The organism is Biomaibacter sp. TOL (assembly GCF_059717795.1).
The window spans coordinates 2,575,213-2,588,299 of record NZ_AP046092.1 but is presented as its reverse complement, the minus strand read 5'-3'; the positions used below and the strand labels follow the sequence as shown (position 1 = coordinate 2,588,299).

Here is a 13,087-nt window from a genome sequence, read left to right as displayed (position 1 = left end):
GCTTTATGTGCCTGCGCTTAACAGTTACGAGTTTTTAACCGGCTGTCCAGCCTCCATCCACCATGATATTTGCACCAGTAATATAACTTGCTTTTGATGACGCCAGAAAAACTATAACTTCGGCGATTTCTTCAGGCGTTCCAACTCTTCCTATAGGCGTTCTGGAAATTATCAGACCACCCCAGTCTTTATCTTCCAATACTTTTTCTACCATAGGGGTTCTTACAAATGCGGGAGAAATGGCATTTACTCTAACTCCAAACTTTGACCACTCTACAGCAAGTGCCTTTGTAAGCTGCTTTACGCCTCCCTTGGTTACGGCGTATATGGCCCTTTCCGGCAAAACCACCTCACCCTGTATAGATGATATATTTATAATTGCTCCTTCTCTGCGCTCAATCATATGCCTGCCTGCTTCCAGACATGCAAAAAATACTCCTTTAAGGTTAATATCTACCATATAATCCCAATCTTCCTCATTATATTCGACAGCTTTTTTTCTTCTATTTACTCCTGCGCAATTCACCAGTACATCTATTTTTTTATATTTATCAAGAACATTTTTTACCATCTTCTTAATTTCTTCCACATTTGCCATATCCGCTGCTATAGATTCCGCTTTATATCCCTGACTTAAAAGCTCATTTTCATAATCCTTGCCATCTTTCGCATTTCTATTTACAATTATTGTGATTGCCCCCTGCTGGCAGAATTTTTTTACCGCTGCTTTGCCGATGCCTTTTGTTCCCCCTGTCACAACCACAACTTTACCCTCAAACTCTTCCATCCAAAAAACCTCCCGGAAATTTATTTATATTGACTTACTATCCGTTTATTATACAATCATTTACCGAATAATTGAGGCAGCAGCAATACTGTCTTGGGAAATAAAACTACAATTAAAAGAGCGAGAGTCATTGTTCCCACTACATAAATAACATCGGGAAAAGTGTCCTCAATTGTTATACCTATAATTCTCGACGAAGTGAATAAACATACCGACAGAGGCGGCGTCACACCTCCGATTGCCAGGTTGAGTATCATCGTGACTCCAAAGTATATCGGATCTATTCCCAGTTTAGTAATAACCGGCAAAAGTATGGGTGATAATAAGATGATTGTGGAATTGGTTTCCATAAATGTCCCGAGAAAAAGGAACAAAGCTGTAATCAGCAGCATCATTAAAACCGGATTCTGCGTTATTGCGAGCAATTTTCCTGCGATAAGCTGCGGGATATTCTGGGTGGCCAGCAGCCAACTGAACGGTGCCGCATTCGCCACTATAAAAAGTATTACCGCGCTGGTAATAAGGCTTTTAGAGCAAATATCATATATATCTTTTAATTTTAATTCTTTATAGACAAACTTCGCAAGGAAAAAAGCGTATGCGCAGGCAACGGCGGCGGATTCCGTCGGAGTCACAATACCCGTCATTACACCGCCCAGAATAAATACGGGCATTGCTAAAGGGAACAGCGCATCCATGACTATTTTTAACTTTTCCGCCCCTGTTAAATGTTCAATCTGACCCTTATAGTCTCTTTTTCTTCCAATATAGATGCAAAGTAATATGAGAAATAGTACAGTTATACCTCCGGGGATGAATCCTCCAAGAAATAGATCCCCCACAGAAACTCCGCTGCACATACCATATACTACCATTGAAATGCTGGGCGGGATTACAATTCCCAGCGTTCCGCACGCAAGCAATGATGCTGTAAAACCTTTCCCGTATCCTTTTTTAACCATTTCCGGCCCCATGATGCTTCCTATGGCTGCCGTTGTGGCTACACCGGAACCGCAAACAGCGCCGAAAAAACCCGTGGCTGCAACAGCCGACGCTCCGAGCCCTCCCGGTATCCTGCCCACCAGCATGTTAGCAAGTTTCATCAGACGGGGAGTGCTGCCGTACGCCATTATTTCTCCCGCCAGGACAAAAAGAGGCAAAGCCAGCCACGGGAAAGAGTTGATTCCTTCCACCATGCGCTGAGGAATTATGGAAAGCATCATATTCATATTAGTAAAAGAATACACCAGGCAGCTTATTCCAATGGCAAACCCCACAGGTATACCAATGATTAGTGCCACGACAAGAGTAATAAAAATAATCGATATCATTCATTTCACCTCTGTAAATCTATCGATTTTTACGGCATCATAAATTCTTATTAAATAGTAAACAATCATCATAAAACCTGCTACTGTCAGCGAACCGTAAACAAATCCAAGCGGTATGTTCATCCCGGCGCTGCGGTTTGGCATTGTAAGTTTCATCACATTTATGCTGTAATATGTTATTATGCACATAAAACCGAGACAGACTATGTCATCAAATATATATATTATTTTTCTTAGAGGCTGCGGTAAAAAATTTATAAAGAAAGTAATGCGGGTATGAGAATCATTACTGACCGCTAGGGCGGCTCCCAGAAAACATATCCATATCATGCTGAACCTGGCCAGCTCTTCACCCCAAAATAAAGAATACCCGAACAAATATCGACTTGCTGCCTGAATGAACGTTATACATGTCATTACTATGAACAGTATTGTTGATACTAGCCGAATTCCTTTTGATATTCTATCAGTCCAATTCATCGCGAGACCTCCCGAAAATGATTCTGAAAAACGGCCCCGGTTTCTTGAATTCATCTTTATTTGTTACTACCGGGGCCACCAGTATATTCATCTATTTTGCATATTTTAATGCGGCGTCCACCAGGTCGGTACCGTTTTCTTTCTTGAAATCTTCCCACACTGGCTGTACTGCCTTAATAAAGGCTTCTTTGTCTATTTCATTGACCTGCATTCCGGCGCTCTTTAGCTTTTCGATAATCTTTTCATTTTCTTCAACATTTATCTTGCGCTCATAGTCTCTGGCCTCTATTGCTGCTTCCTGAATGGCATTCTTTACATCTTCCGGATAACTGTCCCATATTTTCGGGTTGATTATAAAAACTCCCGCATTATATAAATGTCCGGAAAGTGAAAGATACTTTTGCACTTCGTAGAACTTTGAAGATTCAATAACCGGCAAAGGATTCTCCTGACCGTCTACTGTCCCTTGCTGCAATGCCGTGTAGAGCTCTGTAAACGACATCGGAATAGCATTTGATCCTAAGACCTTAAACATCTTCAGTCTTATGGGCGATTCTGAACTTCTAAATTTTATTCCCTTCATATCCTCTGGAGCCGTTATAGGCCTCTTGTTGTTTGTAAAATGCCTGAACCCGTTTTCCCAAAAAGCCAGAACTTTAACACCCGCCGGTTCCAGAACAGTTTTTTTCAACAATTCACCCAAATCCCCATCAAGGGCTTCATGGGCCATTTTTTCATCCTTGAATAAGAAGGGGAGCCCTTCAACGGCCGCTCTTTTATCCCTGCCCTGCCAGATATCGATTCCCATAATGATCGCCGCGTCAAGAGAACCTGCTATCACCTGCTGCAGCTCTTCTGTATCGCCGCCCAGAACGCCGCTGTTATAAATGTCAACTTTCACTTTGCCGTTAGTTTTTTCTCCAACCAGTTCCGCAAATTTCTCCAGACCTTTATTCGCAGGATGCGTAGGGGCAAAAATATGGGCGACTTTTAGAGTGATTTGTTCAACATTCTGGTTTTTTTCCGCCGTTTTTTCCGCCGTATCCGTATTTTGTGAAGTTTTGTCCGCCTTGCCGCAACCGGATATTAACACTGATAAAATGAAGATTACCAGTATTATTAAAGAAAAATATTTTATTTTTTTCACCGCAATTACCTCCGTTCATTTTTTAAATTTTGGTTAAATTTTACCAATTTGGTTGGCATTGAAAAAATATTTCGAGATATAGTATTTTTAATATTTTCCGCTTTATTTTATCAACCACCTCCTTTGCTGGACAAAACACCTTTTATAACTAAAAAACATATCCTCTGCTGCTCAATTCCTTTATATTATAGATATATTTCGGACGACGGCCTTCAAAATAATCAACCACTGCCAGAGTGGCCTCAGTCGACATGCGTATTGCCGCCTCTTTGGTGAGAGCCGCCGAATGCGGAGAAAGAATTACATTATCCAGCTTGAGTAATTCGTTGTCAGGAGCCGGCGGTTCCTCCTGGAATACATCAAGACCCGCCCCGGCAATTCTCTTTTCTTTTAAAGCGTCTATCAAAGCCTGTTCGTCTATTACGCCTCCCCTTGCCGCATTTATTAGATAGGCCGTAGTTTTCATAGAGTATATAAGATCTCTTGTTATCATTCCTTTTGTTTGAGGCGTGTCGGGACAATGCAGGGTTATAAAATCCGATTCCTTAAATAACCTCTCAAGCGTATCAGTGAACTCATAATCATAATCTTTGAACCTTTCTTTTACATATGGATCATAGGCAAGGATCTTCATCCCAAACCCATCATGGCATTTCTTTGCTACCAGGGCCCCAATATTGCCCATCCCTACAACTCCAAGCACTTTTCCTTCCAGCTCTACGGACAAATTAGAATTTCGGGCTTTCCAGTTACCATTACGCACCGCTCTGTCCATGAAACTCAGTTGTTTTGCCAGGTGCATTATCATTGCTATCGCATGTTCGCATACCGACAGATTGTTTACCGCAGGCAGATTGCAGACAAGAATACCTCTTTCTGTTGCCGCATCCACATCTACGTTGTCAACACCCGCACCTGTCCTGGATATTATTTTTAATTTGGGAGCATTCTCAATTACTTCTCTTGTAACTTTTGAAGTAGTTCTGAGAATAATTGCATCTATGTTTTTTGCCATAGATAGAAGCGTTTCCTGGCTTGTATCAGGTGCCGTCAGAATTTCAAATCTTCCTTCTAATATTTTTCTTGCTTCAGGATGTATTTCTTGTGAAAGCAATACTCTTATCATACCAGCAACCCTTCTTCATTTAAAACTTTTTTAATCTCTTCAATTTCATTTTCATTTAACGGCAACAAAGGAAGTCTCGGTTCCATTCCATAATACCCCAGAAGATTCATTGCCGCTTTAACAGCCGCAACACCACCTTTGCCCGAGATTTTTTCATTTATTTTGCAAAGTCTTTCGCTCAGTTTTTCCGCATCCTGATACCTGTCAGCATTGAACAACTCCTGAATTTCGCAGCAAAGATCAGGTAAATAATTTGCCATGGAAAGCACTCCGCCTATAGCTCCTTTTTGCAGTCCTTTTAAAAATTTATTTATAGAACCTGACAGCACATAAAACTCTGCTCCTTTTGGAACGGCGTTAATAAAATTTTCTATGTTTTCTTTGGAGGAATCTTTTATACCTACGATATTAGGATGCTTCGCAAGTATTGATATCGCTTTTGGAGATATCAATACTCCGTTTGCAGATTTAGGGATGCAATAAATCATTACTGGTACCGGCGATTTATCAGCAACTTCAGTATAAAACCGAATTAATGCCTCATCATTCATTTTGCCTGCAAAATAATGTGGTGTAAGTACACTTGCAAAATCAATCCCCATATCGGCGACCTTTTTTGTAAACTCTATTGTAGCCCATGCAGATTCTCTGCCTGTACCCACAATCAAAGTTTTATCTTTAGCCCTGTTCTTTACTATTATTTCGACCACCTTAATAGCTTCTTCATCTGTTAAGCCTCTGAATTCTCCATTGCTTCCAAGAGGCATATATCCTTTTATTTTGCTATTATTCATTTTCTGAATATTTGCTTCAAGTTTTGAACCATCCAGTTTCTGATCTACAAATGGGGTCGCTACAGGAACAAAAACACCTGTTAGTTTGTTTTTATTTACACCCGACATAAAAAACAATCCTTTCTATCCTTATTGAATTTGATTTATTAGCCAAGTAATTTTATTGCTAATTTTGCATTACCCAATGTAGAACATTCTTTTTTCATTATGAAGTCAAAGCCTTTAAATATCTTTTTCTTAAACTGCAGATAGGCTTCACTTACCATACCGCCTGTCCAAAAAATGTTTGGATTTAGTTTCATCTGTTTCTTACAGATATTTATAGTATTAAACACGGGCTCATATGTCCCTATAAGCAGACTCAAAAGAAAATCTTCTCTTGTGCTGTCAAATGTAAGACCGGTAAACGCTCCTTTCTTTTTAACCAAGCTATGCCTGTCGCCTGCAAGATAAGGTTTGAATTTCACATCGGTATAAGTATGTTTTCGCACAAATTCTTGTAAATAGACTTCGTAAAAATATTTCTTATCCATTTCCCGATAGAACTCTTTTCTGAACCACTCCAGTGCAAAGCCTCCAACAGTTATAGCAAGATAAAGCCATTTTCCAGATTCCATTGAAGTCCTGATGTAATATTTTTCATGAGGTTGAGGGTTATCTGTAGTAACTGTAATTATTTCACTGCTTCCAGATATGTTGAGTATGTCACCGGTATTTATCGCCCCTGCGCCATATGCTGCACTGGTGGTATCATTGGCACCCATTACGACCGGTATTCCTTCCCGCAGGCCGGTTAAAGCCGACGCCTCCCTGGAAAGGGGGCCGGCTATGCTCATGGACGGAATTATCTCGGGCAGTTTGTTCATATCTATACCCAGAGCATTACAAATAGTCTCAGACCATCCTCCTTGCAATTTGAGCGTTTCATAAAGCCCTGTAAAAGATGCGTTCGAGGGATCTATAAGCCATTTCCCAACCATGCGGCGATGGAAGAATGTATTCATATGCCCGAATTTATGTGTTTTTTGATATATTTCAGGAAGGTTGTCTTTAATCCAGAGTATACTGGTACATGAAATTCCTCCGGGAAATGGTAGATTGCCATTGATATTTAGAAAATTCTTCTTTCCAACAGCTTTAAGAGCAAACCTTGACTGGGGATAACTTCTCCGGTCCAGATGAATAATGGCAGGATATAGAGGCTTTCCATCTTTATCCATGGCTATGAGCACTGGTGAAAATACGCACGGTACAACCACGTCTATTTTCTCAACAAAATCGCCCAAATTTTTCAACCCTTTGAGAAAAGCCTCAAAAATAATCTCCGCGTCAATTTGAATCTTATGTTTATCAATGACTTCATAATCGTATTCAACCTTGGTACTTCGGATAATCTCAATCTTATCGTTCAACACGGCCATTTTAAGCGATGATGTTCCGAAGTCTATAGTCAATATATTCACTATTCAATGCTCTCCTCTCACCGGAACGTAAGAAATTCAAAATTAAGCATGTAAATTTTACGATAGTATTTTTTTATTGCAAAATTTGTACCAGAAGAATGATTTTGCAAAAAAGGCTAGAATAAAGATATTGATTTACTTTAATTTTGTTTTTTAATGTATTTTTGCAAAAAAAGCAAATAAACCAACTGCATATATGCATTTTCATATTTTAGAATACTAGCTTTAAATCATATCTTGAGATATATAATTGATTATTTATTTCACAAAATTTATTCCTTACATTTAATATTATCATATTTTGTCAAAATTGAAGACTCTCCAAAAAATAACAAAATATCATATCATTCCACAATTTCCGGTTTATCATCAATTCCTCCATAAATTGGTTTATCAAGGACAAATTTTAATACCTCTTCAGCTTTGTTCGCCGAATTAAGCAACCGTATTTTCTCTTTTACCACTTTTTTCACATTCTCCCTGCCGAAAGCGCCGTATTTTCTTACATCCACCAGGCCAGGATCTTCAGAAAGTTTTTGTTTTATTCCTGTTGTAAAGGCCTTATTGAGTTCCGTAGCGAAGTTTATCTTGGCTATTCCCGCCCTAATGGCCGCACTAATAGACTCATCCAGAACTCCTGACGCTCCATGAAGCACCAGGGGAACTTTGATTCTCTCCCTGATCCGGGTTATCCTTTCGATGTCCAGCCTGGCCGACTGCACTTTCATTCTATGGGCACTCCCCACGGAAACCGCCAAGGAGTCCACTCCGGTCCTTTCATAAAATTCCATGGCTTCTTCCGGTGTGGTGAGATATTTTTGAACTTCTTCAGGCGACAGCGGCCCCTTTGCCGCATCGGGGACTTTTCCGATTTCAGCTTCCAGCGGGACGGCCGCTGCATGAGCTATTTCCACAAGGCTTTTTGTAACTCTCACATTTTCTTCGAATGGAAGTGATGAGCCATCGAACATGAGAGATGTAAAGCCTGCTCTCAGTGCTCTGATGACCGTATGAAAATCCACTCCGTGGTCCAGATGGCAAACTACCGGCACTTGTGCCTTATCTGCCAGTGTTTTTATTATGGCGAAAAGGCAGTTTTCACCGGCATATTCTATTGCTCCCTGGCTTATCTGAACAATAACAGGGGCTTTTTCCTCTTCCGCAGCCTCAACTATAGCCTGAGCTATTTCCATGTTATTGGCATTAAATGCGCCTACAGCAAATTCATGTTCCTGCGCATATATCAGCATCGCTTTGCTGTCTACAAGAGGCATATTATCAACTCCCTCAAATCATGTATTCCCTAATGGCTTCAAATTCCTGTAGGGAAATGCCGCCTTCGCCGAGATATCTCGGATTTGCCGCACCCTTTTTATGATCGGCATGATAATCCGAACCGCCGGTAAAAAATTTCACTCTCCCCGAATACTCTTTCTTTACATACTGTTCGATTTCTAAATCTTTTAAAGTTCCTTTATAACTCGTTTTGCTGTAAGGGTAGCACGCCTCCATGCCGTCAAGTCCATGTTTTATTAACCTTTTGATATATTCGCTTCTCGTTAAATTCCTGCCGTCAGGGTATTGAATTATATCATCTATCAGGAAGGGATGGGCCAGTACCGCCGTGCCTCCGCAGGTTTTTATCAGATCTATGGCGTCAAAAGGCTCTATTTTTCTTCTCCGGACATTCAATTCGGGATCATCTCTCACCATTATCTTGGCATCTTTCCAGGTCGGGGCATAACCCTTTTTAGCCATCAATTCAAATATATGCTTTCTCTGAACTTCATCAGGATCTCTATATTTTATATCACCTTTTTCATCAGTATATTTTAATATCTCATTTTCATAATCAACCGGCATCCCTTTTGATGTAAGTATATCGCACAATTCCCTGTAGGCCTCAGACTTGCTTTTTTTGGCCCTCTCCACCTCCTCTTTCAACAACGGGCTTTCCCAGTCCATCCGGTATCCCAGGATGTGTACATCATCCACGTAAGTATCGCATGAAAATTCATAGCCCAGCACTAGCTCTATACCGTTTTTTTGTGCAAAAGCCTTTATATCCATTCTGCCGTCGCGGGTTTCTATATAGAGCGGAGGCTGTATGTCATGATCGGTAATGGCGATTACTTTAAGGCCTGCTTTTGCTGCATTTTCTATAAGCTCCTCCGGAGAATCGTTTCCGTCGGAGCGAATCGTGTGGCAGTGCAGGTCGCAATCGTATCTCACTCCTGTTCACCTTCTTTCTCCTGTCATATTTTATTACCCAAAGTATCATCTACTGTCTTTACAACCTTCCTTAATTCTATTAAGTCTCATACAGCTCAAAATAATGGCTACTATTTGCCAAGTTATCGTTTCCTCATTCCACTTTGCACCGGTACTTCACATCTATTTTATTTATCTTTTCCACTTTTGGCAAGGACCGGCCTCCCTGAAACTCGGATTCCAGCCAGACATCCACCAGTTTTTTTGCAAGTTCGACGCCCACCACCAACGCACCCATGGTCATGATCTGGGCGTCGTTGCTTTTTCTGGCCCTTTCGGCCGAGTATACGTCGTGGCAAACCGCCGCCCTGACGCCGGGGACCTTGTTGGCTACGATGGCCATGCCGATACCCGTGCCGCAGATGAGAATCCCCCTGTCATAATCTCCCCTGCTCACTTTTTCAGCCAGGGCAAGGCCGATATCTGGATAATCGACTGGACTTTTATCATATACTCCTATATCCGTAACCTCCAGCCCTTTTGATTGTATGTGCTGCTTTATTATTTCCTTCAGCTCAAAGCCCAGATGGTCGGAACCTATAATAATTTTCATTACGGTGACCTCCTTTTAGATTTTGGATTTTACCCTTAATAATCTTTCAAAAATTTCTCCACTCTTGATGCCAGACTTTCACCGTCCAGGCCGAATCCCTTTTTAAGCATATTTTCGGAGCCGGCGGTGCCAAACCGGTTTTTTACTCCCAGTCTCATAAGTCTCACATCGGGATTGTTTTCCGCCAGGAACTCCGCCACTGCGCTTCCCAACCCGCCCGTTATGTTATGATGTTCGACAGTCACGATATGTTTTATGGATGAAGTAAGTTTCATTAGCAGTTCTTCGTCCAGAGGTCTTATGGTGGCCATATTTACTACCGTTGCATGCATGCCTTTTGATTGCAAAATCTCTGCGGCCTTCAGGCTGTCGTATACCGCACCGCCGCAGGCGACAATAAGAACATCGCCGCCTTCCGCCAGGATTTGCCCTTTTCCAATCTCAAAGCTTTTTTCTGCCATGGGAAGCAGTGGTTCCTCTTTTCTCCCCCGGAGACGCATATAAACAGGGCCCTCATACTTGAAGATCGCTTCTGTCGCTTTATAGGCTTCCGCCGCATCGGCGGGATCTATAATGGCGATATTCGGCACTGCCCTTACGGCCGCCATATCTTCCAGCGCAAGATGCGTAAAGCCCAGCCATGCCGATGAAAAACCCGTATCGGTGCCTATCAGTTTTACGTTCAACCCGCTGGTTGCAATGTCCACGCGCACCTGCTCTATGGCCCGGAATGTCAGAAAGTTGGCGTAAGAAGTAACCACGGGGATTTTACCGGACAGCGCCAGGCCTGCGGCCACACCTATCATGGTCTGCTCCGCTATTCCCACATTAAAACTGCGTTCGGGAAATCTCTTCACAAAATCGCCATAGCGCGATGCAGAATCTGCCGCCACCGCCACCACATTGCGGTTTTCTTCCCCCACCTTCAGCAGGGCTTCGGCAAATGAGGTTCTGGTAGACTTTTTCATCTCATTCATGGCAGAGTTCCTCCAGTGACATTTCATTTTTTAGCTCTTCATACTGCTGTGGGGTGAGCACCTTATAGTGCCACTCGACTTTGTTTTCTGCAATGGCCAAACCCTTTCCCTTTATGGTGCTGGCGATAACGGCGGAGGGCTTACCGCATACAAAGGGAACTTGTTTAAATGTGGATAGCAATTCTTCTATGTTGTGGCCGTCAACAACCCTGACGCCCCACCCGAAAGACCGCCATTTGTCCGTCAGAGGCTCAAGCTGGCTTATGTTTTCAGTAAAATCTCCCAGTTGAAGTTTATTCCTGTCCACTATCACGATCAGATTGTCCAGCCTGTGGTGGGCAGCTGCCATGGCAGCCTCCCAGTTGCTTCCTTCCTGCAGCTCCCCGTCACCGGTCACCACAAAAACCCTGCTGGCCCTTCCGTCTATGCGCGCCGCCAGCGCCATCCCCATGCCAAGGGCTATACCGTGCCCCAGCGAGCCGGTGTTGGCTTCAACTCCCGGTAGTTTTATTTCCGGGTGCCCCGGAAGCATGGTATCATATACTGAGCAAAACTCATCCAGCAGGCTCCTTTCAAAAAAACCCGCCTGCGAAAGCATGGAATAAAGCGCCAGGCATCCGTGGCCTTTACTCAAGATGAATCTATCTCTTTCGGGCCATTTCGGGTTTTGTGCATCATAACGCATTACGCCTTTATACAGCACCGCCAGGATTTCCGCCAGGGAAAGTGCAGGGCCCAGATGCCCGGTCCCCGCCCTGGTGCTCATCCGGATGCAGTCCTTTCTGATTCTGTCGGCAGCCTCTCTTATGGTGTCGATCTTTTCCGAAGCTTTATATACAGGCAGCACCATTTCATCGCTCCTTTTAAAACAATGATTGCACATAGTTTTCCAAGTCCATTACTGCTTTTGAAAACTGTTCACGAGTAGTAACGGTGGGCTCTATTTTTTCGAAATCTTCGGGCTTTATGGTGTCCTCGCCGTAACCCTCAGCAAAATAGGGTATTTTCAAGAGTTTTTCCAGAACTTCATCCGGAACCGGTTCTCTGCTTTTATTTTCAAGCGGCCTGTCCATATAGAGCAGCATGAAAGATTTTATCAATTCTGGGTTCATGGTGAATACCAGATTGCATCCCGCCAGTTTTTCGATATGCCATATATACTGGGTACCGTTTATTTTGGGGCTTACCCTGCTGGAGGCTACAAGCATCTTGCTGGGGTAATTCCTTTCCGCCAGTATCCGGCAGGCTTTTTTGGTTATGGCAATCCCTGCCCATCTTTTCATTTCTTCAGTCAATTCTATACCTTTTTCCGAGGCCTGTTCGGCAAAGATTTTGGCGTCTTCAAACCTGCCTATCATTATGGTGATGACCGAGCGCCATCTGGAATAATCAGTTCCGTATTTTTCTCCCACTTCTTTCCCCTGCTTTACGGCTTCAGCCACGGCCATTATCTGCGGCAGTGTAAAGCAAAGGGTGGCATTGGTGGGAACCCCGAGGGATGTGAGGATGGATATGGCCAGCACTCCAGCCCTGGTGGCTGGGATTTTCACCATGATGTTCGGCTGAAGAGCCTTTAGTTCCAACGCCTGTCTTACCATTTCCCTCGCATCGGTAAGAAGCCTTGGATCTACCTGAGCCGACACGTAACCATACTTATAGCCGGATTTTTCAAATTGAGGCATATAACGTGCGGCGCCCCTTCTGCAGGCTTCTTTGTACGCTTCCCAGGCAATCTGCCTGTAGTCCATACAGGGGTTTTGCCGGATTAAACCCCGTATGATATCTGCCCACTGTTCCTTTAGTTTATCGAAAACTGCCCTGGTGAGGGGCGGATTTGTGGTTACCCCCCTGAAAATCCAGTTTTCCGGATCCGCTTTTTCATCCCACATCCTTGCCAGTTGCTTGGCAATCAGCTCTTTTAAATCTTCCGGTGCGGATTCGATGAAACCTTCACACCATTTTTCATATACAAGGGGGTTGGAATCCCACCATATTTCCATATCCCCGGATGTTTGGCAGAGTCTTTCCATAGCACCGGCATGGTAAATGTCTCGTATCATAATTACGACCTCCTGAATAATAGTTTGCTTGAGGTCATATTAAAGCAATATACGTGCCAAAAAGAAAAGCTCCCGCGCGAAATAGCACAGGAGCTTTA

At 42.9% G+C, this 13,087-nt stretch carries 13 protein-coding genes; all 13 read right to left on the bottom strand.

What is annotated here, in order from left to right:
- Nucleotides 1–34: 34 nt before the first annotated feature.
- A complete protein-coding gene (locus tag AC6I1H_RS12800; protein ID WP_497737943.1) occupies nucleotides 35–787 on the bottom strand; it encodes an SDR family NAD(P)-dependent oxidoreductase in 753 nt (250 codons plus the stop codon).
- A 56-nt stretch (nucleotides 788–843) separates the two neighbouring features.
- Nucleotides 844–2,118 (bottom strand): TRAP transporter large permease, encoded by a 1,275-nt coding sequence (locus AC6I1H_RS12795; protein WP_497737942.1) that lies wholly within the window; start codon nucleotides 2,116–2,118, stop codon nucleotides 844–846.
- Nucleotides 2,119–2,598 carry a TRAP transporter small permease gene (locus AC6I1H_RS12790; protein WP_497737941.1) on the bottom strand — a complete coding sequence of 160 codons (480 nt, stop codon included), beginning with the start codon at nucleotides 2,596–2,598 and terminating at the stop codon, nucleotides 2,119–2,121.
- Between the two features lie 91 nt (nucleotides 2,599–2,689).
- Nucleotides 2,690–3,745 carry a TRAP transporter substrate-binding protein gene (locus AC6I1H_RS12785; protein ID WP_497737940.1) on the bottom strand — a complete coding sequence of 352 codons (1,056 nt, stop codon included), beginning with the start codon at nucleotides 3,743–3,745 and terminating at the stop codon, nucleotides 2,690–2,692.
- Between the two features lie 148 nt (nucleotides 3,746–3,893).
- Nucleotides 3,894–4,871 carry a hydroxyacid dehydrogenase gene (locus tag AC6I1H_RS12780; protein WP_497737939.1) on the bottom strand — a complete coding sequence of 326 codons (978 nt, stop codon included), beginning with the start codon at nucleotides 4,869–4,871 and terminating at the stop codon, nucleotides 3,894–3,896.
- Nucleotides 4,868–5,773, bottom strand: coding sequence for a dihydrodipicolinate synthase family protein (locus AC6I1H_RS12775; RefSeq protein WP_497737938.1), 906 nt, complete (start codon nucleotides 5,771–5,773; stop codon nucleotides 4,868–4,870). Before AC6I1H_RS12775 ends, AC6I1H_RS12780 begins: the two co-directional genes overlap by 4 nt.
- A 38-nt stretch (nucleotides 5,774–5,811) precedes the next feature.
- Complete coding sequence (locus AC6I1H_RS12770; RefSeq protein ID WP_497737937.1) at nucleotides 5,812–7,128, bottom strand: FGGY-family carbohydrate kinase; 1,317 nt, start codon at nucleotides 7,126–7,128, stop codon at nucleotides 5,812–5,814.
- Between the two features lie 344 nt (nucleotides 7,129–7,472).
- Complete coding sequence (locus tag AC6I1H_RS12765; protein WP_497737936.1) at nucleotides 7,473–8,402, bottom strand: class II fructose-bisphosphate aldolase; 930 nt, start codon at nucleotides 8,400–8,402, stop codon at nucleotides 7,473–7,475.
- A 13-nt stretch (nucleotides 8,403–8,415) separates the two neighbouring features.
- A complete protein-coding gene (locus AC6I1H_RS12760) occupies nucleotides 8,416–9,360 on the bottom strand; it encodes a PHP domain-containing protein (RefSeq protein WP_497737935.1) in 945 nt (314 codons plus the stop codon).
- Between the two features lie 133 nt (nucleotides 9,361–9,493).
- Complete coding sequence (rpiB, locus tag AC6I1H_RS12755) at nucleotides 9,494–9,952, bottom strand: ribose 5-phosphate isomerase B (protein WP_497737934.1); 459 nt, start codon at nucleotides 9,950–9,952, stop codon at nucleotides 9,494–9,496.
- Between the two features lie 35 nt (nucleotides 9,953–9,987).
- Complete coding sequence (locus AC6I1H_RS12750; RefSeq protein WP_497737933.1) at nucleotides 9,988–10,929, bottom strand: transketolase family protein; 942 nt, start codon at nucleotides 10,927–10,929, stop codon at nucleotides 9,988–9,990.
- The gene (locus AC6I1H_RS12745) at nucleotides 10,922–11,779 is read right to left on the bottom strand and encodes a transketolase (protein WP_497737932.1); all 858 of its coding nucleotides are present in this window, start codon (nucleotides 11,777–11,779) and stop codon (nucleotides 10,922–10,924) included. The genes AC6I1H_RS12750 and AC6I1H_RS12745 overlap by 8 nt, the downstream gene beginning before the upstream one ends.
- Nucleotides 11,780–11,792: 13 nt before the next feature.
- Complete coding sequence (locus tag AC6I1H_RS12740; RefSeq protein WP_497737931.1) at nucleotides 11,793–12,989, bottom strand: transaldolase family protein; 1,197 nt, start codon at nucleotides 12,987–12,989, stop codon at nucleotides 11,793–11,795.
- Nucleotides 12,990–13,087: the final 98 nt, after the last annotated feature.

What these genes read in the sequence shown, in the direction of transcription:
- rpiB (WP_497737934.1), bottom strand. Translation starts at nt 9,952, where the DNA reads ATGAAAATTATTATAGGTTCCGACCATCTGGGCTTTGAGCTGAAGGAA.
- AC6I1H_RS12750 (WP_497737933.1), bottom strand. Translation starts at nt 10,929, where the DNA reads ATGAATGAGATGAAAAAGTCTACCAGAACCTCATTTGCCGAAGCCCTG.
- AC6I1H_RS12795 (WP_497737942.1), bottom strand. Translation starts at nt 2,118, where the DNA reads ATGATATCGATTATTTTTATTACTCTTGTCGTGGCACTAATCATTGGT.
- AC6I1H_RS12800 (WP_497737943.1), bottom strand. Translation starts at nt 787, where the DNA reads ATGGAAGAGTTTGAGGGTAAAGTTGTGGTTGTGACAGGGGGAACAAAA.
- AC6I1H_RS12740 (WP_497737931.1), bottom strand. Translation starts at nt 12,989, where the DNA reads ATGATACGAGACATTTACCATGCCGGTGCTATGGAAAGACTCTGCCAA.
- AC6I1H_RS12745 (WP_497737932.1), bottom strand. Translation starts at nt 11,779, where the DNA reads ATGGTGCTGCCTGTATATAAAGCTTCGGAAAAGATCGACACCATAAGA.
- AC6I1H_RS12790 (WP_497737941.1), bottom strand. Translation starts at nt 2,598, where the DNA reads ATGAATTGGACTGATAGAATATCAAAAGGAATTCGGCTAGTATCAACA.
- AC6I1H_RS12765 (WP_497737936.1), bottom strand. Translation starts at nt 8,402, where the DNA reads ATGCCTCTTGTAGACAGCAAAGCGATGCTGATATATGCGCAGGAACAT.
- AC6I1H_RS12780 (WP_497737939.1), bottom strand. Translation starts at nt 4,871, where the DNA reads ATGATAAGAGTATTGCTTTCACAAGAAATACATCCTGAAGCAAGAAAA.
- AC6I1H_RS12775 (WP_497737938.1), bottom strand. Translation starts at nt 5,773, where the DNA reads ATGTCGGGTGTAAATAAAAACAAACTAACAGGTGTTTTTGTTCCTGTA.